Below are 23,935 nucleotides of genomic sequence, written 5' to 3' on the forward strand. Positions count from 1 at the left end.
ATGGATTCCAAGATCATGACCGCGCTCGGGGATCGCGTGCTGGAGCTGGGACCCCAGCCTGCTGCGGAAAGTCCGTACAAGCACTTCAAGCTGACGCGCGATGCCGACGGCGTCGCCTGGCTGCTGTTTGATCGCGCCGATGCAAGCGCCAACACGCTCTCCTCAGAGGTGATGGAGGAATTCGACGCCGTGCTCGCCGCGATCGAGAACGAGCGTCCCGCGGGCCTGGTGATCCGATCGGCAAAGCCGTCCGGGTTCATCGCGGGCGCGGACGTCAACGAATTCCGCGGTGTGTCCGACCCCGGTGTGGTGGAGACGCGCATCCGCGCCGCGCACGCCGTGGTCGACCATCTGGAGGCCTTGAGGCTACCGACGGTCGCGGTCATCCACGGCTTCTGCCTCGGCGGCGGGCTCGAGGTTGCGCTGGCCTGTCAGGCGCGCATCGCCATCGACGGCGCGCGGTTCGGCTTCCCGGAGGTGATGCTCGGCCTGCATCCCGGTCTCGGCGGCACCGCGCGCTTTACAACGCTCGTCAATTCCACGCAGTCGATGTCTCTGATGTTGACCGGCCGCACCATCGATGCGCGACGGGCCAAATCGCTCGGCCTCGTGGATGCCGTGACCCAGGAGCGCCACGTCCGCGGCGCGGTGAAGGATGCGCTGTTCGGACGCCTGGAGCGGGCAAAGCCAGGTCTGTTCACGCGCGCCGCCAATCTCGGGCTGGTCCGCGGCCTGCTGGCCAAGCGCATGCGGGCGGAGGCCGCGAAGGCTGCCTCCCGCGAGCATTACCCCGCCCCTTATGCGCTGATCGATCTCTGGGAGGCTCATGGCGGCAGCAAGGCCGCCATGCTGAAGGCGGAGCAGGCGTCCTTCGCCAAGCTGATGGTGACGCCGACCGCGCAGAATTTGATCCGCGTCTTCTTCCTCCGTGAGCAAATGAAGAGGGCCGCCGGCGGCGGCAATGCCATCAAGCATGTCCATGTCATCGGTGCCGGCGCCATGGGCGGCGACATCGCAGCCTGGTGTGCGGGGCAGGGGCTGCGGGTCTCCCTCGCCGACATGAAGGCGGAGCCGATCGCGGGCGCCGTGAAGCGGGCCGCCGAGCTCTATGGCAAGATCATCCGCAAGCGCACGGACGTGCGCGACGCGCTCGATCGTCTCATCCCCGACATGGACGGGGAGGGCGTGCGGAATGCCGATCTCATCATCGAGGCGGTGCCGGAAAGGCTGGAGCTGAAGCAAAAGGTCTATGCCACGCTCGAGCCCCGGATGAAGCCTGACGCGATCCTCGCCACCAACACGTCCAGCATACCGTTGCAGGATCTGCGTATGACGCTGGCGCGGCCGGAGCGGCTGGTCGGATTGCACTTCTTCAATCCGGTGTCGCGGCTGCAACTGGTCGAAGTCGTCAGCCATGACGGCAACGATCCGCAAATTCTGAAGCAGGCGCTCGCCTTCGTCGGTGCGATCGACCGCCTGCCGCTCGCCGTGAAGAGCTCGCCGGGCTTCCTCGTCAACCGCGCGCTGACGCCTTACATGCTGGAAGCGATGGTGATGCTGGACGAGAAGGTCGACCAGCGGCTGATCGACGCCGCGGCCGAGCAGTTCGGCATGCCGATGGGGCCGATCGAGCTCGCCGATCAGGTCGGTCTCGACATCTGCCTCGACGTCGGCGACATGCTGCGCACCAAGTTCGGCGATCTCCTCCCGCCGACCCCGGCCTGGCTGCGCGAGAAGGTCGCCAAGGGCGAGCTTGGCCGCAAGACCGGCAAGGGCTTCTACACCTGGAAGGATGGAAAGGCGGAGAAGGCGCCGCTCGCAGAGACCGGTCCGCGAGTCACGGACCAGATGATCGATCGCCTGGTGCTGCCGATGTCCAACGTCTGCGTCGCAGCGCTTCGTGAAGGCATCGTGGACGATGCCGACGCGGTCGACGGCGCCATGATCTTCGGCACTGGCTATGCGCCGTTCCGCGGCGGCCCGCTGAACTATGCGCGCACGCGCGGCGCGGAAAATGTCCTGTCTACCCTGCGCGCGCTGGCCGAACGATTCGGCGAGCGCTTCGCGCCCGATCCTGGCTGGGACAGCTTCAAGTGAGAGAGACATGAGCGAGCACGCTACGACCGGGCCGAGCGGCGACCTCTGCATCCGCACGCTGGCGATGCCGGCCGACACCAACGCCAACGGCGATATCTTCGGCGGCTGGCTGTTGAGCCAGATGGACGTCGGAGGCGGCGTGTTCGCCTCGAAGGCCGCGCGGTCGCGCACCGTGACCGTCGCGATCGAGGCGATGAATTTCCGCAAGGCGGTCTATGTCGGCGATCTCGTCTCGGTCTATGCCAATCTCGTGCGTGTCGGGCGCACTTCGCTGACCGTGCATCTCGAGGCATGGGCGTTGCGTCGCAAGGAGCTTCATCCGTTCCTCGTCACCGACGGAAATTTCACTTACGTCTCCATCGACGATCACGGTCGCCCGCAGGCGATCCAGCGCAACGGTCCGCCGATCGCGACGTAATCGCGCGCGACGCTCTGCCTCATCCCGCGACATGGCAGGCGCAACGGAACGCGGCGCCGGTGAGATCGGCCCGTCGCGGCTTCGCCAAGAACCAGTCATAAAACGGATGAGGTCCCGGCGTACTCAATTGCCTGTCGATTCGGGGTGGAAACGGCCTCCAATGCCTGGGAACCTTCGGGCAGGATTGCCGTTATTTGCCCGCACTGAGGAATCACGGACCATGCCGGACAGCTACATCATCGAAGTCAATTCGCAGACCGCAGGTATCGTCGTTCGCTCTCAAGGGGGCTACTGCTTCTTCGCCTCGTCCCACCGTTTCAACCGCCTCGAGGGCCAGCTCTTCCGTAACGCCCGCGAGGCCGAGCGGGCCGCGCGCAAGTTGGTGAACGGTGACGTGAAGGAGGCGGCGTAACCGTCGCCGTCATTCCGGCGCGAAGCGCGATCCGGAATCCATCTTGCCTTGCAAAATGTTGATCAAAAGATTCCGGGCTCGCACCTGTCATCCGCGTCCCGGAAGTGCTGATCACAGCTTTGTCGCGGCGCGCGACAGCAGCTTCCACTCGTCGCCCTGCTTCTGCCAGTTCATCAGGATGTGAAGGTTGGTCGACACTTTTTTCCCATCGGCCGCCATCTCCTGCTCACCCAGCCAGTGGAAGCGCACGATCGCGGCTGGTCCGACCACCTTGATGGTCGGCTCCTTGTATTCGATCGACAGGAACTTGGACTTGCCGTCGGTCGCGTTAGTGATGAAGGTCGCCTTGTCCTCGACCTTGCCGCTGGAATGGCTGTAGCTCAGCTCGTCCGCGCAGAGCGCGCCGAGCGCCTTCGGGTCCGCCGCGATCTGGGCAAGGCGGAAGGCCTCGACCTTCCTTGCCACGGCTTCCTCGTCCGCCGACGCAGCGCGTGCTGGCGTGGCGAACGCAAGCGCAGAGACGGCGAGAGTGGAGAGCGCCAGATCACGTCTGTTGATCGTCATCGTTTCCTCCTTTTTGGTCTTGGCCGGAGTGTTGCAGTCGCCCGCGGACTTGTCGAGTGTCGCGTGAGCAGGGATGCGCATGCGTCGTTGCGCGATCGAAGCCATATTGATACGTGTTCCGCGTCGACGCGTCGCACATCGAGAAAGTACGGAAATGATCGAGGCCAGCCACGATGCGAGGGGGAGGGCGTTGCTGTTCGACATCGACGGCACGCTCGCCGACACCGATCCGTTGCACTTGAAGGCTTTCAACCAGGTGCTCGGTCCTCATGGCCATGTCTTCGATCACGCGCGCTTCTCCAGAGAGCTGCAGGGCTTCGCCAATGTCGCCATCGGCGAGCGTTTCTTGCCGCATGAAGCGCCGGAACGGCGCGCCCTGATCCTCGATGAGAAGGAAGAGGTCTTCCGAACGCTGGTGGCCGGGCAGATTGCACCGCTGCCAGGTCTGATGGCGCTGCTCGATCGTGCCGACAGCGCCGGCATTCCCATGGTGGCCGTGACCAACGCGCCGCGTCTCAATGCCGAGCTGCTGCTCGCCGGCCTCGGCATCACGCATCGCTTCAAGGCCATCGTGATCGGCGCCGAGCTGCCGCACGGCAAGCCGCATCCGCTGCCCTATCAGGAAGGGTTGCGTTTCGTCGGCGCGAGGCCGGAAACCTCGATCGCATTCGAGGATTCCCGCACCGGCGTGCAGTCCGCTGCGGCAGCTGGCATCCCGACCATCGGCATCCGCACCAGCCTCAGCCATGCTGACCTGATTGCAGCAGGCGCCGTCACCTCCGCCGGCGCCTTCGACGATCCGGCGCTGCTCACGCGTCTTGCCGACGCCATGGCCTGGTGAGCACCCATCATCCGTTAACCGTGATCGACGCGCGCATTGACCGAAGGCGCGAACCGCCGCACCATGCATCATTCTGATTTGAGGCCGTTGCCGTGACCGGACTGACCCATCGCCAAGCCGAAATCCTCAACATTGCGCGCGCCTCCGGCCGCGTCATGGTCGAGGAGCTCGCGCGTCGCTTCGAAGTCTCGGCGCAGACCATCCGCAAGGATCTCAATGACCTCTGCGAACGGAGGTCGCTGACCCGCATCCACGGCGGCGCCATCATCGCCTCGGGCGTGGAAAACCTCGCCTATGAGGCGCGCCGCTTCGTCGCCGCCGACGAGAAGAAGGCGATCGGCGCGGCGGCCGCTTCGCTGATCCCGAACGGCTGCTCGCTGTTCATCAACATCGGCACCACGACCGAGGAGGTCGCGAGCGCGCTGACCTCGCACGAGGATCTGCTCGTCATCACCAACAATCTCAACGTCGCGATGTTGCTTTATCGCCATCCCCGCATCGAGGTGGTGGTCGCGGGCGGCACGGTACGGCGTGCCGATGGCGCGGTGGTCGGCTCGACTGCGACGCAGCTGATCGGCCAGTTCAAGGTCGACTATGCCATCATCGGCGCGTCCGCCATCGACGAGGAGGGCGCGCTGCTCGACTTCGACTATCGCGAGGTGCAGGTGGCGCAGGCCATCATCGCCAACGCCCGCAGCGTCATGCTGGTGGCCGATTCGACGAAACTCCGCCGCAGCGCGCCGGTGCGCATCGCCCACATCACCCAGATCCAGACCTTCGTCACCGACCAGGAACTGCCCGAGCGTCTCGCCACCATCTGCCACAGCAAGGGCATCGAAGTGGTGGAGGCGTTGCCGAAAGGGTTGGGCGAGAATGATGAGCCCCAGGCCGATGCGCAGGACGCCGCGCCTGAGGCAGCGCCGGTGGTGCGGCTGCGATAGAGGCATAGTCTGCTTCAGGCCGCAGCGCCGTCGTCCCCGCCGCCAGCATTGGGGGCAAGAGCTTCCGGCATGACCTGATCCCACGCCTGGTTCGACAGGACAGAGAACGCGGGGCCCGGACGCCCCCGGCGTGGCGAGTTCGGCTGGCCCGCTGGCTTCCAAGCGCCCGCGCGCTGCCTTCGCTTTCGCCCCTTCGCCCCAGGAAATACCACTTTCATTTTCTTTCGCTTCTCTTTCGTCTTGCTTTCGTTTCTGGGTGTGATGTAATTAAAAACGAAAGTTGCCGCCCAATGAACGGGCGGTCGCCGGGGGATGCGTCTGTTGGAGCGTATTTTCGATCTCGCCATCATCGGAGGCGGTGTTAACGGCTGCGGCATCGCGCGCGACGCGGTGGGCCGGGGCAACACGGTTTTCCTGTGCGAAATGAATGATCTGGCGAGCGGGACGTCGTCCTGGTCGACCAAGCTGGTGCATGGCGGCCTGCGCTACCTCGAATATTACGAGTTTCGGCTGGTTCGCGAGGCGCTGATCGAGCGCGAGGTTCTCTGGGGCATCGCGCCCCATATCATCCGCCCCCTGCGTTTCGTTTTGCCGCACCATGCCGGCCTGCGTCCGGCCTGGCTGCTGCGCCTCGGCCTCTTCCTCTATGACCACATCGGCGGCCGTCATTTGCTGCCGGCCACGCGCTCGGTCGATCTTCGGCGCGACGAGGTCGGCAAGCCGCTGATACCCAATCGCTACGCCCGCGCGTTCGAATATTCCGACTGCTTCGTCGATGACGCCCGGCTCGTCGTGCTCAACGCGCGCGATGCCGCCGACAAGGGCGCCGAGATCCGCACGCGCACCCGCGCCACCGAGATACGCCAGTCCGACGGGTTGTGGACTGTCGGCATGGTCAACACGCTGACCGGTGAGCGCTCGCAGATCCAGGCGCGCGCGCTGGTCAATGCCGGCGGTCCCTGGGTTGAGGACGTGCTCGGCCGCGGCGCCGGCGTCAACGCCAAGGCAAAAGTCCGCCTGGTGCAGGGCTCACATATCGTCGTGAGAAAACTCTACGACCACGACCGCGCCTACATGTTCCAGAACGCCGACGGCCGCATCATTTTCGTCATCCCGTATCAGGACGACTTCACGCTGATCGGCACGACCGACCGCGACTATGACGGCGATCCGGCCAAGGTGAAGGCAACGGCCGAGGAGATCCAGTATCTCTGCGCCGCGGCGAGCGAATATCTCGCCAAGCCGGTGAGGCCGGAGGACGTGGTCTGGACCTATTCCGGCGTGCGTCCGCTCTATGACGACGGTGCCAGCGAAGCCAAGGCCGCCACGCGTGACTACGTGTTCGAGCTCGACACGCCCGGCGGCGTACCGCTGCTGTCGATCTATGGCGGCAAGATCACGACCTATCGCAGGCTCGCCGAGGAGGCGCTGGAGCGGCTCGCGCCCTATCTCCGCAGCGCGAAAGCGAGGGAGGGCTGGACCGGAAAATGGCCGTTGCCCGGCGGCGACATGAACGTGTCCGACATCGACGGGCTGATAGCCGAGCTCCAGCGCGGCTATCCGTTCCTCAGCCACGAGCATGCGCGACGTCTTGCCCGCGCCTATGGCACACGGGCGATCAAGCTGCTCGGCGATGCGAAATCGGCCGCCGATCTCGGCCTGGCCTTCGGTGCGACACTGACCGAGCGCGAGGTCCGCTACCTCATGGCCAATGAATGGGCCGTCACCGCCGAGGACGTGGTCTGGCGCCGGTCCAAGCTCGGCCTGCGACTATCTGCCGACGAGATTGCGGCGCTCGACGACTGGATCAGGACCCACGCCGTGCAGCAAAGTCCCCTGCTGGAAGCAGGAGGACGCTCATGACGGTGACACTCGATCACGTGACCCGGACCGTCGAGGGTGTCCCGCATATCCGCGACGTCTCGCTGACGCTCGAGAGCGGAACCCTCAACGTGCTGCTCGGCCCGACATTGTCGGGCAAGACCTCGATCATGCGGCTGCTCGCAGGCCTCGACAAGCCGACCACGGGCAAGGTGGTGGTCAACGGCAAGGACGTCACCGGTGCGGACGTGCGCCAGCGTTCGGTCGCCATGGTCTATCAGCAGTTCATCAACTACCCCTCGCTGACGGTCTACGAGAACATCGCCTCGCCCCTGCGCGTGCAGCGCAAGCCGCGCGACGAGATCGAGGCGCGCGTCGCCGAGGCGGCCAAGCTGCTGCGGCTCGAACCGTTCCTGAGGCGCACGCCGCTCCAGCTTTCCGGCGGCCAGCAGCAGCGCACCGCGATCGCGCGTGCGCTGGTCAAGGGCGCCGACCTCGTGCTGCTCGACGAGCCGCTCGCCAATCTCGACTACAAGCTGCGCGAAGAGCTGCGCGCCGAATTGCCGCGCATCTTCGAGGCCTCCGGCGCGATCTTCGTCTATGCCACCACCGAGCCGACCGAAGCACTTCTGCTCGGCGGCAACACGGTCTGCATGTGGGAGGGCCAGGCGCTGCAGATCGGCGAGACGACAAACGTGTACCGCCGTCCACAGACCTTGCGCGTCGCGCAGGTGTTCTCCGATCCGCCGCTCAACCTCGTCGGCATCGAGAAGAAGAACGGGCAGGTCGCCTATGCAGGCGGCACGGCTTCATCGCCGGCCTCAGGTCTTTACGCGGGCCTCGCCGACGGCGCCTATCGCGTGGGCTTCCGCGCCCACCAGCTCGGGCTCGCCAATGGCCAGACCGACCGCCACGCCTTCCACGCCACGGTGACGGTGACCGAGATCACCGGTTCGGAGAGCTTCGTGCACTTGACCCGCGACGGATCGAACTGGGTGGCGGTGCTGCACGGCGTGCACGAGTTCGAGCCCGGCCAGACGCTCGATGCCGTGCTCGATCCCAATGATGTTTTTGTCTTCGATGCGGCCGACCGTCTGGTCGCCGCTCCAGGCTCGTAAGGGGAAGGTGCGCCATGGCCCGCATTGACCTCGTCGATCTCGCGCACTCCTACGGCGGTAATGATGCCGCGCCGGAAAGCTTTGCGCTCAAGCCCGTTACCATGACCTGGCGCCAGGGCGGCGCCTACGCGCTGCTCGGCCCGAGCGGCTGCGGCAAGACCACGCTGCTCAACGTCATCTCCGGCATCATCACGCCATCGCGCGGGAAGATCCTGTTCGACGGCGTGGACATCACGCCGCTGTCAACCCAGAAGCGCAACATCGCCCAGGTGTTCCAGTTTCCGGTGATCTACGACACCATGACGGTCGGCCAGAACCTGGCGTTTCCGCTGAAGAACCGCGGCGTGCCGAAGGCCGAGATCGACAAGCGCGTCGCCGAGATCGGCCGCCTGCTCGACCTCGAACCCTACCTCCATCGCAAGGCGACGCGGCTCACGGCCGATGCCAAGCAGAAGATCTCGCTCGGCCGCGGCCTGGTCCGCTCCGACGTGGCCGCCGTGCTGTTCGACGAGCCGCTGACGGTGATCGATCCCGAGCTGAAATGGCAGCTCCGCTCCAAGCTCAAGGCGCTGCATCGCGAGCTCGACCTCACGATGATCTACGTCACCCACGACCAGACCGAGGCGCTGACCTTTGCCGATACGGTCGTGGTCATGCATGACGGCCGCGTCGTGCAGAGCGGCACGCCGGCCGAGCTGTTCGACAAGCCGGCTCACACCTTCGTCGGCTACTTCATCGGCTCGCCCGGCATGAACATCCTGCCGGCGGAGGTGAGGGGACGCGAGGCGCGAATCGACGGCCACGTCATCTCGCTCAACCGCGCCTACGACAATCTGCCTGCGGGCGCCAAAATCGAGATCGGAGTCCGTCCCGAATTCGTCGAGGCCGTCGCGCCGGCGCCGGGCCTGCTCACGGCGAAGATCGAGCGCATCGACGATCTCGGCCGGATCCGTTTCGCTCGGACGCGTCTGGGCGACGCCAAACTGGCGGCGCGGGCCCCTAGCGGCTTCACCAGCGCGGACGGCACGGCCGGGCTGAAACTCGATCCGTCGCACGTTCACGTCTATGCCGACAGCCTTCTGGTGGAGGGAGCCGCCTGATGGACAAGACCGTCAACCAAAAGGCCTGGTTCCTGGTGCTGCCGGTGTTCCTGGTCGTCGCCTTCTCGGCGGTGCTGCCGCTGATGACGGTGGTGAACTATTCGATGCAAGACACCTTCGGGAACAACCAGTTCTTCTGGAACGGCGTCGGCTGGTTCAAGGAGCTGCTCGATCCCTCGACCGATCTCGGCGGCCGCTTCCTGGCTTCGCTCGGGCGCAACCTGTTCTTCTCGCTTGTGATCCTCGCAATCGAGGTGCCGCTCGGCATCGTCGTCGCGCTGTCTATGCCGCGCGAAGGCTGGACCGTCGCGGCCTGCCTCGTGATCCTGGCGCTGCCGTTGCTGATTCCGTGGAACGTGGTCGGCACGATCTGGCAGATCTTCGGCCGGCCGGATATCGGCCTGCTGGGCTATGCCCTCAACGCCATTGGTTTCGACTACAATTACGTCTCCAACGACGTCGACGCCTGGGTCACCGTCATCGTGATGGACGTCTGGCACTGGACCAGCCTCGTTGCGCTGCTGTGTTACGCCGGCCTGAAGTCGATTCCCGAAGCCTATTACCAGGCCGCCCAGATCGATGGCGCTTCGCGCTGGGCCGTGTTCAAGGCGATCCAGCTGCCGAAGATGAACCGCGTGCTCCTGATCGCGGTGCTGCTGCGCTTCATGGACAGCTTCATGATCTACACCGAGCCGTTCGTCGTCACCGGCGGCGGGCCGGGCAACTCCACCACCTTCGTGTCGATCGAGCTGGTCAAGATCGCGCTCGGCCAGTTCGACCTCGGCAAGGCCGCGGCGCTGTCGCTGGTCTACAACCTCATCATCCTGATCGTCTGCTGGATCTTCTACACCGTGATGACCAATGCCGGCGCCGAGCGCGCCGTGAAGGAAGGAGCCGCGTGATGCATTCGATCCCCGGCCGCCGCCTCATCATGGGGCTGTTCCTGGTTTTCCTGCTGCTGCCGATCTACTGGCTCGTCAACATGAGCTTCAAGACCAACAGCGAAATCGTCTCGACGATGACGCTGTGGCCGCACACCCCGACGCTCCAGCACTACAAGCGCATCTTCACGGACGAGAGTTGGTATTCGGGCTACATCAACTCGCTGACATATGTGGTCCTCAACACCATCATCTCGATCTCGGTGGCGTTGCCGGCGGCTTACGCCTTCTCGCGCTATCGCTTCCTCGGCGACAAGCACCTGTTCTTCTGGCTGTTGTCGAACCGCATGGCGCCGGCGGCGGTCTACGCATTGCCGTTCTTCAACCTCTATTCGGCGATCGGCCTGTTCGATACGCCCTGGGCCGTCGCGCTCGCGCACTGCATCTTCAACGTCCCGCTGGCGGTGTGGATCCTGGAAGGCTTCGTCTCCGGCGTGCCGCGCGAAATCGACGAGACCGCCTTCCTCGACGGCTATTCCTTTCCGCGCTTCTTCATCAAGATCCTGGTGCCGCTGATCGCGAGCGGGATCGGCGTCGCCGCCTTCTTCTGCTTCATGTTCTCCTGGGTCGAGCTCTTGCTCGCGCGCACGCTGACCTCGGTGCATGCAAAGCCGATCGCAGCGATCATGACGCGCACCGTGTCGGCGGCCGGCATGGATTGGGGCCTGCTCGCGGCCGCCGGCGTGCTCACCATCATCCCGGGTGCGCTGGTGATCTGGTTCGTCCGCAACTACATCGCGCGCGGCTTCGCGCTCGGTCGCGTCTGAGGGGGCATCAATGGAATCCATCGCATGGATGGCCTGGACGCTGCCGACCGCGATCTTCTTCGCCGCGCTCGCCTGCACGCTCGCCGTGATGACCTGGCTCGCAGCGGTCTATCCCGAGGCCGAGCGGGTCGGCGTGCTGCGCATCCCGACCACGCGCGGCGATCGCCTGTTCATCTCGCTGATCGCGGCCGCCGTCATCCACCTGGTGTGGATCGGCCTCGTCGGCACCGACCCCATCGCCACGCTCCCGATCGGCGAGGAGGGCTTGGAAATCTCGAGCCTGTGGCTCGCAAGTGGAATTTCGCTGCTGACGGCCGTGCTCATTTTCCGCACGGTCTGAAGCTCGCGAAGGGACGGCCAGATCCGGGCGCAATCCGGGTCTGTATAAAAGTTTGTCGCTGCAACGGAGGAACAACATGCGACAGTTTAGGAGAAGGAAAGGTCCATTGACCAAGAGCAGTTTTCTGACCATGTCGAGCGCTGCCGCGATTGTTGCGGTTTCGTTCGCCCTCTCGGCTCCGGTTCGCGCCGCCGACGAGGCCACGATCCAGAAGTGGATCGCGGAATTCCAGCCCTCGACTCTGTCGAAGGAAGACCAGAAGAAGGAGCTGGAGTGGTTCGCCAAGGCCGCCGAGCCCTTCAAGGGGATGGAGATCAACGTCGTCTCGGAGACCATCACCACCCACGAATACGAGGCGCAGACCCTCGCCAAGGCGTTCTCGGAGCTGACCGGCATCAAGCTCAAGCATGACCTCATCCAGGAAGGTGACGTCGTCGAGAAGCTGCAGACGCAGATGCAGTCGGGCAAGAACGTCTATGACGGTTGGATCAACGATTCCGACCTGATCGGCACCCACTTCCGCTACGGCCAGACCATCGCGCTGTCGGATTACATGACCGGCGAGGGCAAGGACGTCACCAATCCGATGCTCGACGTCAACGACTTCATCGGCAAGTCGTTCGGCACGGGTCCGGACGGCAAGCTCTATCAGCTGCCGGACCAGCAGTTCGCCAACCTATACTGGTTCCGCTACGACTGGTTCACCAACCCAGACTACAAGGCCAAGTTCAAGGCCAAGTATGGCTACGAGCTCGGCGTGCCCGTGAACTGGTCCGCCTATGAAGATATCGCCGAGTTCTTCACCAACGACATCAAGGAGATCAACGGCGTCAAGGTCTACGGCCATATGGACTATGGCAAGAAGGACCCCTCGCTGGGCTGGCGTTTCACCGACGCATGGCTGTCGATGGCCGGCAACGGCGACAAGGGTATCCCGAACGGCCTGCCGGTCGACGAATGGGGCATCCGCATGGAAGGCTGCCGTCCGGTCGGCTCCTCCGTCGAGCGCGGCGGCGACACCAACGGGCCGGCGGCGGTCTACTCGATCACCAAATACCTCGATTGGATGAAAAAGTACGCGCCTCCGCAGGCCCAGGGCATGACCTTCTCCGAGTCCGGTCCGGTGCCGGCGCAGGGCAACATCGCCCAGCAGATGTTCTGGTACACCGCCTTCACCGCCGACATGGTGAAGCCGGGCATCGCCGTGATGAACGCCGACGGTACGCCGAAATGGCGTATGGCTCCCTCGCCGCACGGCGCTTACTGGAAGGAAGGCATGAAACTCGGCTACCAGGACGCGGGCTCGCTCACGCTCCTGAAGTCCACTCCGCCGGATCGCCGCAAGGCGGCATGGCTGTATCTCCAGTTCATCGTCTCCAAGTCGGTGTCGCTGAAGAAGAGCCATGTCGGTCTCACCTTCGTCCGTGAATCCGACATCTGGGACAAGTCGTTCACCGAACGTGCGCCGAAGCTCGGCGGCCTGGTCGAGTTCTACCGCTCGCCTGCCCGCGTGCAGTGGACCCCGACCGGCAACAACGTGCCGGACTATCCAAAGCTCGCCCAGCTCTGGTGGCAGAACATCGGCGATGCGTCGTCCGGTGCGAAGACGCCGCAGCAGGCGATGGATGCGCTGGCCGCTGCCCAGGACTCCGTGATGGAGCGTCTGGAGAAGTCCGGCGTGCAGGGCGCCTGCGGTCCGAAGCTGCACAAGAAGGAGAAGCCCGAGTACTGGTTCGCGAAGGCCGAGAAGGACGGCACCATCGCGCCCCAGCGCAAGCTCGCCAACGAGAAGCCGAAGGGCGAGACGGTCGATTACGACACGCTGATCAAGTCGTGGCCGGCGCAGCCTCCGAAGCGCGCCGAAGCGAAGTGATGTCGTAGATGTCGTGGCCGGACCTGACCCGGCCATCCATCCAAACACGAAAGGCCGGGAGCGATCCCGGCCTTTTGGTTTTGTCTTTGCCTCTCCCATCAACCGGAGAGAGGGATAAGACATCACTCCGCCGGTTCGGCCGCCAGCGTCGGATAGTCGGTATAACCCTTGGCGCCGCCGCCGTAGAACGTGGTCTTGTCCCATTCGTTCAGAGGCGCGCCCTGCTTCAGCCGCTCGACGAGATCGGGGTTGGAGATGAACGGCTTGCCGAAGGCGATGAGGTCGGCCGCGTTAGCGTCCAGGATCTTGGTGGCGAGATCGAAATCATAGCCGTTGTTGGCGACGTAGGCGCCCGAGAAGCGCTTGCGCAAGGATGCATAATCGAACGGCGCGAAGTCGCGCGGGCCGCCGGTGGCGCCTTCGACGACGTGGAGATAGACCAGCTTCAGCGCGCTGAGGCCGTCGACAATGTGCTCGAACAGCGGCTGCGGGTTGCTGTCGGAAATGTCGTTGGCCGGCGTCACGGGCGAGATGCGGATGCCGGTGCGGTCGGCGCCGGCCTCGGCGGCGACGGCCTTGGACACTTCGAGCATCAGACGCGCGCGGTTCTCGATCGAGCCGCCATAGGCATCCGTGCGCTTGTTGGCGCCGTCCTTGGCGAACTGGTCGAGCAGATAGCCGTTGGCGCCGTGGATCTCGACGCCGTCGAAGCCGGCCTCCAGCGCGTTCTTCGTGGCGCGCTTGAAGTCGTCGATGATCCCTGGAATCTCGGAAAGCTCGAGCGCGCGTGGTTCGGAGACATCGGCAAAGCCGCCGTTCACAAACGTCTTGCCCTTGGCGCGGATTGCGCTCGGTGCAACCGGGGCTGCTCCATTGGCTTGGAGATCGACATGCGAGATGCGGCCGACATGCCAGAGCTGGATGAAGATCTTGCCGCCGCGTCCATGCACCTTGTCGGTGACCTTGCGCCAGCCGGCGACCTGGTCCTTGCTGTAGATGCCGGGCGTGTCCTGGTAGCCCTGGCCCTGCTGCGAGACCTGGCTTGCTTCGGTGATCAGGAGACCCGCGGAGGCGCGCTGGCCATAATAATCGGCCGCGAGCGGGCCGGGCACGAAGGTGCCTGGTACGGCGCGGTTGCGCGTCAGCGGCGCCATCACCAGGCGATTGGCCAGCGTGATCGGGCCGAGCTTGTAGGTTTCGAACAATTTGGTCGGGCGGCTCATGGGAGATGCTTCCGGGCAATGAGAGGTCACGAACACTTGTGCATCGTGACTGCGGGCGCAAGGGCGGAGCCATACGCAGCGCGCAGGCATGCTACGCGGCAGGGCCGCGTAGCATGATTCATGCGCAATTCCGGCCGCTGCAGCAGAGTTTCGCTACGCGGCCGTGCGTTTCGGCAAATCAGTTCGCGCCCATGAAATCGCGCTTGCCGATCTCGACGCCGTTATGGCGCAAAATGCCGTGGGCAGTCGCGGCGTGGAAATAGAAGTTCGGCAGCGAGAACGAACTCAGGAATTGCTGGCCCTTCATGGTGGTGGTCTTGTTGGGGCCGGACGGGAAGGTGACGTCTCTGGCTTCAGCCCCTTCGAACTGCTCGGGCTTGAACGACTTCACATAGTCGATGGTCTTGGCCAGGCGTTGCTTCAGCTCCGCGAAGGTCGTCTCGGTATCGGGGGTCGAGGGCACCTCGCTGTGCGTGAGCCGGGCGCAGCCCTTGGCGGCGAAATCGCTGACGAGCTGGACCTGTCTCGACAGCGGCAGCATGTCCGGGAAGAGGCGTGCACCGAGCAAGACGCCGGGGTCGATCTTCTTGGCCGCGCAATGCGCCTCGGCTTTGGTGAGCAGCCCGGTCACGCTGTTCAGCATTTGCAAGTACGCGGGGACGACGGCGTCGTAGAAGGACATGTGATGCTCGCTTCAATGGTGGGAAATCTCAGGAGAAAACCTGAGCCCCTCACATGGGAACCTCATGGAAAAATGCAATCGCGGAAAGAGGCCTCTGCGATACGAAGATTCCACTCTGTCACCCTTCGCGATCCAGTACTCCGAGACGGTCGTGATTGGAGCCGACAGGCTGCGGCGTACTGGATGGCTCCCAATGCGCAATTGCGCACAGCGACGGGAAATGACCACGGATGGATTGTTCAGCGGATAGTCGCGGCCGGCTGCGCCTGCGCCGTGCTGCCGCGCATGCGGGCGAGCAACTCGGCGGTCGGCCAGGAATCGGCGGGCAGCCCGAACTTGATCTGCATCGCCTTCACCGCCGTGCGGCTCTGCTGACCTAGAATGCCGTCGACCTTGCCGACATTGTGTCCGGCGCGCACCAGGAGCTGCTGCAATTCCTTGATCTCGCTGAACGGCAGCTGCGCCACCGGCTGCGCCGGCTTGCGCATCGGCGCGGCACCGGCAATGCGCGAGGCGAGATAGCCCGCCGTGGTCGAGTAGATCAGCGAGTTGTTCCACTCGGTATAGGCCGCGAAATTCGCATAGGCCAGGAAGGCGGGACCATTTCGTCCCATCGGCAGTAGCACGGAGGCCGCGAGATTGTCGTTCGGCAGGGGCCGTCCGTCGGGATAGGTGACGCCCAGCTGCGCCCATGTCGAGCGCGGCTCGCGCACTGTCAGATCGGTCTTCTCCCACGGCAGGTTCGGCGGCACCTTGATCTCTTCCAGCCAGGGTTCGCCGCGGCGCCACTTCAAGCCATTGGCAATGTAGTTTGCGGTGGATCCGATCACATCGGCTGGCGACCGCAACAGGTCGCGCCGCCCGTCGCCGTCATAGTCGACAGCGTAGTTCACGTAGTGCACGGGCAGGAACTGCGTCTGCCCGAGCTCGCCGGCCCAGGAGCCGATCATCTCGTCGGGATGCAGATCGCCGCGGTCGATGATCTTCAGCGCGGCGATGGTCTCGCCCACGAACATCTCCGAACGGCGGCAATCATAGGCGAGCGATACCAGCGATTTCAGCGTCGGCAGATTGCCCATGTTGGCGCCGAAATCGCTCTCCAGGCCCCAGAAGGCTGCGATCACCGCCGGCGGCACGCCATATTCCTTCTCGGCGCGCGCGAACGCGGCGGCGTATTGCTTGATGTGCTGCTGCCCGTTCTGCATGCGGTAGGGCGCGGCCATGCGGCCGGCAAATTCGGTGAAGAGCTGGCCGAACACGCGTTGGCCGCGGTCGCGATTGACGATGCCCTGGTCGTAGACGAGATACGGCGAAGCCTCCGCGATTGTCCGCTGCGACACGCCGGCGGCCACGGCCTGTTGCTTCACGTCGGCCAGGAAGCGGTCGAAGCTCGCCCCGTTGTGGCATGAGGCGGCACGGGGCAGGGCCGCGGTGGGTCTGGGCGCGGCAGTCTTGGCAGGCGGCGGAGCGAGCTGGGCGGAGGCGGGAGCGGAGAGGGCGAAAAGAGCGGTGGCCGCGATCGCAAATCGGGTCAGGAGCATGAGGTTTCCGCTGAGGGAGGGAGACGCTGGGGAGTCTTGCTGAAGCTTAATGGAGCGGTGGCGCTCAGACCAGTGCCGCGGCTCCGCGACGCACCCGGAAACCTTGAATCCCGGCCGGGGTCATCCCTACCTGATGTTTGCCGGCCTGCAGGCGCTTCCAGCGGCCGCGGCCGGCTCCAGGAGACGGCCATGAACTATTTTCGTACCGCAATGCTGCTCGCAGGCCTTACCGCCCTGTTCATGGGCGTCGGCTACCTGATCGGCGGCGCCTCCGGCGCCATGATCGCGCTCGTCGTTGCCGCCGCGACCAATCTCTTCACCTACTGGAACTCCGACCGCATGGTGCTGTCGATGTACGGCGCCCATGAGGTCGACCGTTCGACCGCACCGGAGCTGGTCGGGCTCGTCGCGGAGCTTGCGGGCCGCGCCGGCTTGCCGATGCCGCGCGTGTTCGTGATGGACGAGGTCCAGCCCAACGCGTTCGCGACCGGCCGTAACCCCGAGAACGCCGCAGTCGCCGTCACCACCGGCCTGATGAACCAGCTGAGCCGCGAGGAGCTTGCCGGGGTGATCGCGCACGAGCTCGCCCACATCAAGAACCACGACACGCTGCTGATGACGATCACCGCGACCATCGCGGGCGCGATCTCCATGCTCGCGCAGTTCGGGATGTTCTTCGGCGGCAACCGCGAGAACAACAATGGTCTCGGCATCGTCGGCTCGATCCTGATGATGATTCTCGCCCCGCTCGGCGCCATGCTGGTGCAGATGGCGATCAGCCGCACCCGCGAATATGCCGCGGATAATCTCGGTGCGCGCATCGTGGGACAGCCGATGTGGCTGGCTTCCGCGCTGGTGAGGATCGAGGGCGCGGCACATCAGGTGCCGAACTACGAGGCGGAGCGAAATCCAGCGACCGCGCACATGTTCATCATCAATCCGCTGTCGGGCCATGGTGTGGACAACCTTTTCGCCACCCATCCTTCGACGCAGAACCGTGTTGCCGCCCTCCAGCAACTCGCGGCCGAGCTCGGCGCGCGGGCGATGCCATCGGTCGGCGCCAACGAGAACTATCCGCCGCGCAGCCCTTGGGGCCGCTCCTCCTCGCGCGGTCCTTCGCGAGGTCCTTGGGGCTGACGGAACCGGCAAGCATTTGTGCCCGGCTTTGTGACCTGGCGCACACAGGATGGTCACGGCAGGTGTTAACACCCTGCCGTGACCATTTCTTCGAAAGGGGATGCGCGGCCGGACCTCTGCCGGTCGCCGTCGAAGATGACCCGAGCTGCCGTACTATTTCTGATCGTTCTTTGCGTGCTCGCCGGCCTGTCCACGCACATGGTCGTCAATTGCGGCGACGAGGACGATCCCGACATCTGCTCGGCCGTGATCGGTTTCTCGCCGCTCCGCGGCTCGCTGATTGCCTTCGCCTATGAGGGGCGTGGACGGATCGCGCTGCGCCACGGCGACTTCAAGCGTGCGATTGCCGATTTCGACGAAGCGATCCATCTCAATCCGAACCGCGGCTCGCTCTATCGCGACCGGGCGCTGGCGCGCCGTCTGAACGGCGATCTGGAGCTTGCGATTGCAGACTACGACGAGGCGATCGCGCACGATCCCAAGCGCGCCGCACCCTATCACCAGCGCGGTCTCGCGCTCGCCGCCATGGGCGACCTCGACCGCGCCATCCTGAGCTACAGCACCGCTGTCCGCCTCGATCCTTCCGATGCGCAGGCCCGTCTCGACCGGGGCCTTGCGTTCCTCGCCCGCGGCCAGGCCGATGATGCCCGCGCCGACTTCGAAGCCGCGCTGGCGCTGCCCGCGGGCAAAGAGAGCGGCATGCGCGATCTTGCGCGCGCCAAGCTCGCCGAGCTGGCCAGTGCCGAGCCGACGCAGGTTGCCACGCCACGACGGTGAGGGAGTTGTCGCTGGAGGCTTTCCCCTTCGCCGGCCGGAGAGGGCGGCCGCTTGATTCGCCTACTTCGCCTACTTCGCCTTCTTGGCTTTCGCCTTCGCCTTGGCAGCCTTCTTCGCCGGCTTGTCTTCCTTGGCCTTCTTCTCTGCCTTTACCGCAACCGGCGCGCTGGCAGCCAGGCGCATCGACCGCGCGTAGCTGTCGGCGACGTTGTCGGCGGACATCTGGAGGCGCTTGGCGGCGGCGGTGGCCTGCTCCATCGTGGCCTTGGCCATCATCTTGAAGCGTTCGCCGGTCTCCTTGCCCTTGGCCTTGGCCGCAAGGCCGTTCAAGCGATCCCGCCGCTCCTTGGCGCGGGTCATCAGGCCCGTATGCAGCTGTCTGGCCAGTTGCCGGATCACGACATCCAGGTCGGCGTCCGCCATGTTCTCTCATCCCCTTCAAAAAAAACGCAGTTGATGCGGCGGGACTATGCAGATCGGGCTCCGCCTTGGCAATTGCTGCCAGCCGGTCATCCGCAGCTTCCGGCCTGCGAAACAAAAAAGCCGCGCTGTTGGCGCGGCTCTGATGCGGTCTGGCGCAGGGAGGGCGCCTTCGGCCTCATTTCAGCGAGGCCACCGGTCCGTTCGACGCTGCCGGGGCCGGGTCGAAGCCGAATACGCCGACCAAGTATTTGTAGTAGTCCGGCATCTTCTCCTTGAGCGCCTCGCGCGACTTCGGATCGTGGAATTCGCTCTTTCCGGCTAGGAAGATGCTCGCGGTCACGGCGAAGAACTCCATGGGATTCTTCAGCGCATAGGATTCCTTGGGCAGCATGTCCTTGGACTTGGCCAGCGCGTAATAGGATATCACGCCCTTGTTGGCGTAGCCGTCCGGCAGGAGGCGTGCGTGATAGGCGTGGAGGAGCTCGTGCAGCAGCACGGCCTCCTTCTCGTAACGCATCATGTCCGGCCGCAGCATGATCACGCCAAGGCCCGAATCCACAGCGAGGTCGATGGCGTTCGGATTGGTCCAGCGCTGCTTGTCGTGGTCCCACACCGTCAGCGTCCGCGGCACGCGGCGCTCGACGTTGGGAGCGACGCGGCCGTAGCAGGCCGTCGCGGCACCTTCGTCGAGGCAGGCGAGCTCGCTCGCGATGATGGGCACGGTGCGGAAGAAGCGCAGGACACGCGGCGACAGGCCGGCGGATTCCACGACGTCGATCTGCTGCTTCAGATTGTCGGTGAGCTTGTCGACATCCTTGCGGTCGGAGTTCTCCGACAGGTCGAACATGTAGCCGCGGTAGCTCTGGAAGCCGGGCGGCAACGTCTGCACTGCGTCAGCATCCAGCGACCCGGCATGAGACGGACCGGCGAAGAACGCGCCGACGATGGTTGCGGTCAGCAGCAACGCAATGCGCATGAGTGAGCCCCCTGATGTCACTTTCACCGGCAGAATAGGCCGCCGTCGTTTGCGAAACGTGAGTGGGGCGAGACTAAGGCATCGATGTTGAAGCGTGATTAATCCCGCGTGGCAGATCGTGCGCGAGGATTAGTGCCGAGTTAACCACGACGACTGCCTTCGCCGGAGAGGCGCACTTGCGCAACGGCCGCGGATCCCCGCGGCCGTTCTGCCCCCAGCCGGCTCAATAGTCGTAGCCTGGACGACCGGGATAATGCGCGCGATTGCAGGCCCGTCGTCCCCGGTCAAGGCCGGCTGCGCTTTTGGCGAGCGCGCTGACATATTTCAGGCAACGCACGTAGTTTTCATTGCCGAGCCAGTCGAAACTGCCGGCGGTCGCCGGTTTGAGCTGCGCGGAGCCGGCAAGCGCCACGACGGCGATCAAGGCGGAGCAGGCAAAGGTTGTGATGATCTTCATGGTCCGTATTCCCCTCCGGCCGCCCGATGCAGCCGGTGTGGCCGCAACCATGCCCAAACCCGACTGACAGAACTGTGCTGGCCGTCACGCATGGCATGGCCTGCCACTGCTGCGGCGGACGCGGCGCGCGTGTTCGTCCAGTTCCGGGCGCGCCGCGATCCTCACAGCTCTCGTGCGTTCGAAAAGGCGAAGCTCGAGACCCGCCGCGTCGTCTCGTCCAGGATCAGCGTGCGCGTGATCGGCGGCTCGGCGCGCTGGGCGCAGTTTTCGCGCTCGCAGAGGCGGCAGTTGACGCCGATCGGCGTGCCCTCGGCCTTCTCCAGGTCCATGCCGGTGGCATAGGTCAGGCGTGCGGCGTGGCGGATCTCGCAGCCGAGGCCGATGGCGAACCGGGGCTGCGGCAGCGGGTGCGGCGCAACGGGACGGCGCACCATCTGCGCGATCGAGAAGTAGCGCGTGCCGTCGGGGAGCTCGATCACCTGCTTGAGCAGGCGGTCCGGGGTGTCGAAGGTCGAGTGCACGTTCCAGAGAGGACAGGTGCCGCCGAATTTCGAGAACGGGAAGGTGCCGGAGGAGAAGCGCTTGGAGACGTTGCCCGCATTGTCGACGCGCAACAGGAAGAACGGAATGCCGCGCGCGTTCGGCCGCTGCAGCGTGGTGAGGCGGTGGCAGACCTGCTCGAAGCCGGAATTGAAGCGCTGCGCCAGCACGTGGATGTCGTAATTGAGCGCTTCGGCAGCGGCGAGAAAGGCGGGATAGGGCATCATCACCGCCGCCGCAAAGTAGTTGCCGAGCGTGATGCGGAACAGGCGACGCGGCGCATCGTCGAGTGGACCCGCGCGGCCGATGATGGTCTCCAGGGCTTGCGCGCATTCGCCTAACCCCAGCTGGAAGGCGAGCTGGAACGCGCGGCCGGGCGGGTCGACCAGCTCCGAGATCAGAAGCTGGCGGCGGTGGCGGTCGAAACGCCGCAGCGTTTCGCGCATCACGTCCACGGGCATGATGCGGGTCTGGATCGAATGTTTCTCGCGCAGGCGTGCGGCCAGCGCCGCGTAGAGCCCCTCCGCCGGCACGTTCAGTTCATCGCGAAGGTTCTCCGCGGCCTGTTCCAGCTCCGGAAAGTAGTTGCGGTTGGCCTCGATCAGCTCGCGCACACGCTCGACCGGATTGGCCTCGTAGCGCGTGCCGACGTCGCGGTCGGCCATCTGCGCCGCCGCCAGCGTCTCGCCCTGGCGCGCCTCGGTATAGGCCGCATAGAGCCGTTGCAGCGCATGGGTGACCCCGGGGCAGAGCTCGGCGAGGTCGCGCAGCTCCTGCTTGGGAACGTCGATCTGGCGGAACAGGGGATCCGAGAAGATCTCGTTGAGCTCGGCGAAGAACCGATCCTCGTCGGCGGTGGCGAGGTCGCGCAGATCGAGGTCGTAGCTTTCGGCCAGCCGCAGCAGAATTTGCGCGGTCACGGGGCGCTGGTTGCGCTCGATCAGGTTGACATAGCTCGGCGAGATCCCGAGCCCCTCGGCGATCTGGGTCTGGGACAGCCCCAATTGCTGCCGGATGCGCCGGAAGCGCGGGCCGACGAAGAGCTTCTTGCCGGAAGCGGCGGGCATTCCACGGATCTCCTGAATTCCACATTAGGTCAGTTCAGCTGACCTAATCGTTACAAGATTTACAAAATAACATCTATTACAGGTTCAGATGTTACATGACATCACCAATAAGAAACAAGCCAGCTATACGAAGTTTCCGTTTTCGCGTTTAGCTTCTGACACGCATATCGCAATGCACTGTCAAGAATGTCGATGGCCATGCCATCGTCAGCGAAAGGATCAGGCACATGAACTACCAGCCCCGCGGCATCAGCACCCTCCAGGGCCCGTCTTCGTACCTGGACGAGGTCAAGGCGGCTCAGGCGCTCATCGAGACCCAGCCGACCTGGAACGGGGTGACGGCCGAGGCCGTCGCCCGCATGCGCCTGCAGAACCGATTCAAGACCGGCCTCGACGTCGCCCGCTACACCGCGGCGGTGATGCGCGCCGACATGGCCGCCTATGACAACGACCCCACCAAGTACACGCAGTCGCTGGGCTGCTGGCACGGCTTCATCGCCCAGCAGAAGCTGATCTCGGTCAAGAAGCACTTCGGCAAGACCGACCGCACCTACCTCTATCTCTCCGGCTGGATGATCGCGGCGCTGCGCTCCGAGTTCGGTCCGCTGCCCGACCAGTCGATGCACGAGAAGACCTCGGTGCCGGCGCTGATCCAGGAGCTCTACACCTTCCTGCGGCAGGCCGATGCGCGCGAGCTGAACGACATCTTCCGCCTGCTCGACAAGGCGCGCAAGGAAGGCGACAAGACGCGCGAGAAGGAGCTGATCGAGAAGATCGACAACTTCCAGACCCATGTCGTGCCCGTCATCGCCGACATCGACGCGGGCTTCGGCAATGCCGAGGCGACCTATCTGCTTGCCAAGAAGATGATCGAAGCAGGCGCCTGCGCGCTGCAGATCGAGAACCAGGTCTCGGACGAGAAGCAGTGCGGTCACCAGGACGGCAAGGTCACCGTGCCGCATGACGTCTTCCTCGCGAAGATCCGCGCCTGCCGCCACGCCTTCCTCGAGCTCGGCGTCGAAGACGGCGTCGTCGTGACCCGCACCGACTCGCTCGGCGCCGGCCTGACGCAGCAGATCGCCGTCAGCCACAAGCCCGGCGACATCGGCGACCAGTACAACAGCTTCCTGGATTGCGAGGAAGTCACGCCGGAGAACGCCCGCAACGGCGACGTCATCATCAACCGCAACGGCAAGATGATGCGTCCGAAGCGGCTGCCCTCCAACCTCTACCAGTTCCGTCCCGGCACCGGTGCGGACCGCTGCGTGCTCGATTGCATCACCTCGCTCCAGAACGGCGCCGACCTGCTCTGGATCGAGACCGAGAAGCCGCATATCGAGCAGATCGCCAGCATGGTCGACCGCATCCGCAAGGTGGTTCCGAACGCCAAGCTCGCCTACAACAACTCGCCGTCGTTCAACTGGACGCTCAACTTCCGTTGGCAGGTCTACGACGCCTGGAAGGAGGCGGGCAAGGATGTCAGCAAGTACAACCGTGCCGATCTGATGAAGGCGGAATATGACGAGACGCCGCTGGCGCAGGAGGCCGACGAGCGCATCCGCACCTTCCAGGCGGATTCGGCCAAGCGTGCCGGCATCTTCCACCACCTGATCACGTTGCCGACCTACCACACGGCGGCGCTGTCGACGGACAACCTGGCACGCGAGTATTTCGGCGAGCAGGGCATGCTCGGCTATGTCAAGAACGTCCAGCGCGCCGAGATCCGTCAGGGCATCGCCTGCGTGAAGCATCAGAACATGGCCGGCTCCGACATCGGCGACGACCACAAGGAGTACTTCGCGGGCGAAGCGGCCCTCAAGGCGGGCGGCGTCCACAACACGATGAACCAGTTCGGCTAACGAACCACGCTACTCTCGAC

23 protein-coding genes are annotated in these 23,935 nt (G+C 64.7%); 15 read left to right on the forward strand and 8 right to left on the reverse strand.

Annotation, left to right across the window (positions count from 1 at the left end; translation table 11 throughout):
- The 3 genes from K408_RS0126170 to K408_RS0126180 all read left to right on the forward strand — a co-directional run bounded on the left by K408_RS0126170 (position 1) and on the right by K408_RS0126180 (position 2,927).
- Positions 1 to 2,097, forward strand: a complete 2,097-nt coding sequence (locus tag K408_RS0126170) for a 3-hydroxyacyl-CoA dehydrogenase NAD-binding domain-containing protein (protein ID WP_024341424.1) — start codon at positions 1 to 3, stop codon at positions 2,095 to 2,097.
- Between the two features lie 7 nt (positions 2,098 to 2,104).
- Positions 2,105 to 2,515, forward strand: coding sequence for an acyl-CoA thioesterase (locus tag K408_RS0126175; RefSeq protein WP_024341425.1), 411 nt, complete (start codon positions 2,105 to 2,107; stop codon positions 2,513 to 2,515).
- A gap of 220 nt (positions 2,516 to 2,735) precedes the next feature.
- Positions 2,736 to 2,927: a hypothetical protein gene (locus K408_RS0126180; RefSeq protein ID WP_024341426.1), complete on the forward strand. Its 192-nt coding sequence runs from the start codon at positions 2,736 to 2,738 to the stop codon at positions 2,925 to 2,927.
- A gap of 111 nt (positions 2,928 to 3,038) precedes the next feature.
- Here the strand turns inward: K408_RS0126180 and K408_RS0126185 are convergent, their stop codons facing one another.
- Positions 3,039 to 3,491 carry a nuclear transport factor 2 family protein gene (locus tag K408_RS0126185; protein ID WP_024341427.1) on the reverse strand — a complete coding sequence of 151 codons (453 nt, stop codon included), beginning with the start codon at positions 3,489 to 3,491 and terminating at the stop codon, positions 3,039 to 3,041.
- A 154-nt stretch (positions 3,492 to 3,645) separates the two neighbouring features.
- Here K408_RS0126185 and K408_RS0126190 point away from each other — a divergent pair, with 154 nt between their 5' ends.
- The 9 genes from K408_RS0126190 (at position 3,646) to K408_RS0126230 (ending at position 13,233) form a co-directional block, all read left to right on the forward strand.
- Positions 3,646 to 4,332, forward strand: a complete 687-nt coding sequence (locus K408_RS0126190) for an HAD family hydrolase (protein WP_024341428.1) — start codon at positions 3,646 to 3,648, stop codon at positions 4,330 to 4,332.
- A gap of 92 nt (positions 4,333 to 4,424) precedes the next feature.
- Positions 4,425 to 5,273 (forward strand): DeoR/GlpR family DNA-binding transcription regulator, encoded by an 849-nt coding sequence (locus K408_RS0126195; protein WP_024341429.1) that lies wholly within the window; start codon positions 4,425 to 4,427, stop codon positions 5,271 to 5,273.
- 312 nt (positions 5,274 to 5,585) lie between these two features.
- On the forward strand, positions 5,586 to 7,136 hold the full coding sequence (gene glpD / locus K408_RS0126200) for a glycerol-3-phosphate dehydrogenase (RefSeq protein ID WP_024341430.1): 1,551 nt from the start codon (positions 5,586 to 5,588) through the stop codon (positions 7,134 to 7,136).
- Positions 7,133 to 8,212 (forward strand): ABC transporter ATP-binding protein, encoded by a 1,080-nt coding sequence (locus K408_RS0126205; RefSeq protein ID WP_024341431.1) that lies wholly within the window; start codon positions 7,133 to 7,135, stop codon positions 8,210 to 8,212. Before glpD ends, K408_RS0126205 begins: the two co-directional genes overlap by 4 nt.
- 14 nt (positions 8,213 to 8,226) lie before the next feature.
- A complete protein-coding gene (locus tag K408_RS0126210) occupies positions 8,227 to 9,312 on the forward strand; it encodes an ABC transporter ATP-binding protein (RefSeq protein WP_024341432.1) in 1,086 nt (361 codons plus the stop codon).
- Positions 9,312 to 10,214, forward strand: coding sequence for a carbohydrate ABC transporter permease (locus K408_RS0126215; RefSeq protein ID WP_024341433.1), 903 nt, complete (start codon positions 9,312 to 9,314; stop codon positions 10,212 to 10,214). The genes K408_RS0126210 and K408_RS0126215 overlap by 1 nt, the downstream gene beginning before the upstream one ends.
- Positions 10,214 to 11,020: a carbohydrate ABC transporter permease gene (locus K408_RS0126220; protein WP_024341434.1), complete on the forward strand. Its 807-nt coding sequence runs from the start codon at positions 10,214 to 10,216 to the stop codon at positions 11,018 to 11,020. The genes K408_RS0126215 and K408_RS0126220 overlap by 1 nt, the downstream gene beginning before the upstream one ends.
- 10 nt (positions 11,021 to 11,030) lie before the next feature.
- Entirely contained in the window at positions 11,031 to 11,360 is a 330-nt protein-coding gene (locus K408_RS0126225; protein WP_024341435.1) for a DUF2160 domain-containing protein, read from the forward strand.
- 130 nt (positions 11,361 to 11,490) lie between these two features.
- Positions 11,491 to 13,233, forward strand: a complete 1,743-nt coding sequence (locus K408_RS0126230; RefSeq protein WP_024341436.1) for an ABC transporter substrate-binding protein — start codon at positions 11,491 to 11,493, stop codon at positions 13,231 to 13,233.
- A 122-nt stretch (positions 13,234 to 13,355) separates the two neighbouring features.
- Here K408_RS0126230 and K408_RS0126235 read toward each other — a convergent pair whose 3' ends face one another.
- The 3 genes from K408_RS0126235 to K408_RS0126245 all read right to left on the reverse strand — a co-directional run bounded on the left by K408_RS0126235 (position 13,356) and on the right by K408_RS0126245 (position 16,679).
- Entirely contained in the window at positions 13,356 to 14,456 is a 1,101-nt protein-coding gene (locus tag K408_RS0126235; RefSeq protein ID WP_024341437.1) for an alkene reductase, read from the reverse strand.
- A 178-nt stretch (positions 14,457 to 14,634) separates the two neighbouring features.
- Positions 14,635 to 15,138, reverse strand: a complete 504-nt coding sequence (locus K408_RS0126240; RefSeq protein ID WP_024341438.1) for a DUF1993 domain-containing protein — start codon at positions 15,136 to 15,138, stop codon at positions 14,635 to 14,637.
- A 239-nt stretch (positions 15,139 to 15,377) separates the two neighbouring features.
- Positions 15,378 to 16,679: a lytic murein transglycosylase gene (locus K408_RS0126245; RefSeq protein WP_024341439.1), complete on the reverse strand. Its 1,302-nt coding sequence runs from the start codon at positions 16,677 to 16,679 to the stop codon at positions 15,378 to 15,380.
- Between the two features lie 189 nt (positions 16,680 to 16,868).
- Between K408_RS0126245 and htpX the strand changes: the two genes are divergently transcribed.
- Both htpX and K408_RS0126255 read left to right on the forward strand, forming a co-directional pair.
- On the forward strand, positions 16,869 to 17,816 hold the full coding sequence (gene htpX / locus K408_RS0126250; RefSeq protein WP_024341440.1) for a zinc metalloprotease HtpX: 948 nt from the start codon (positions 16,869 to 16,871) through the stop codon (positions 17,814 to 17,816).
- Between the two features lie 135 nt (positions 17,817 to 17,951).
- Positions 17,952 to 18,593, forward strand: a complete 642-nt coding sequence (locus tag K408_RS0126255; RefSeq protein WP_024341441.1) for a tetratricopeptide repeat protein — start codon at positions 17,952 to 17,954, stop codon at positions 18,591 to 18,593.
- Between the two features lie 69 nt (positions 18,594 to 18,662).
- On the opposite strand, the gene K408_RS0126260 is transcribed toward K408_RS0126255, so the two are convergent.
- The 4 genes from K408_RS0126260 to K408_RS0126275 all read right to left on the reverse strand — a co-directional run bounded on the left by K408_RS0126260 (position 18,663) and on the right by K408_RS0126275 (position 22,056).
- Positions 18,663 to 19,016, reverse strand: a complete 354-nt coding sequence (locus K408_RS0126260) for a hypothetical protein (protein WP_024341442.1) — start codon at positions 19,014 to 19,016, stop codon at positions 18,663 to 18,665.
- A gap of 175 nt (positions 19,017 to 19,191) precedes the next feature.
- Complete coding sequence (locus tag K408_RS0126265) at positions 19,192 to 19,992, reverse strand: hypothetical protein (RefSeq protein ID WP_024341443.1); 801 nt, start codon at positions 19,990 to 19,992, stop codon at positions 19,192 to 19,194.
- Between the two features lie 223 nt (positions 19,993 to 20,215).
- Positions 20,216 to 20,449, reverse strand: coding sequence for a hypothetical protein (locus K408_RS0126270; protein WP_024341444.1), 234 nt, complete (start codon positions 20,447 to 20,449; stop codon positions 20,216 to 20,218).
- Between the two features lie 161 nt (positions 20,450 to 20,610).
- The gene (locus tag K408_RS0126275; RefSeq protein WP_024341445.1) at positions 20,611 to 22,056 is read right to left on the reverse strand and encodes a helix-turn-helix domain-containing protein; all 1,446 of its coding nucleotides are present in this window, start codon (positions 22,054 to 22,056) and stop codon (positions 20,611 to 20,613) included.
- 227 nt (positions 22,057 to 22,283) lie between these two features.
- Between K408_RS0126275 and K408_RS0126280 the strand changes: the two genes are divergently transcribed.
- Entirely contained in the window at positions 22,284 to 23,915 is a 1,632-nt protein-coding gene (locus K408_RS0126280) for an isocitrate lyase (RefSeq protein WP_024341446.1), read from the forward strand.
- The last annotated feature ends 20 nt before the right edge of the window (positions 23,916 to 23,935 follow it).

It is taken from the genome of Bradyrhizobium sp. in8p8 (genome assembly GCF_000426845.1).
GTDB classification, from domain to species: domain Bacteria; phylum Pseudomonadota; class Alphaproteobacteria; order Rhizobiales; family Xanthobacteraceae; genus Bradyrhizobium; species Bradyrhizobium japonicum_C.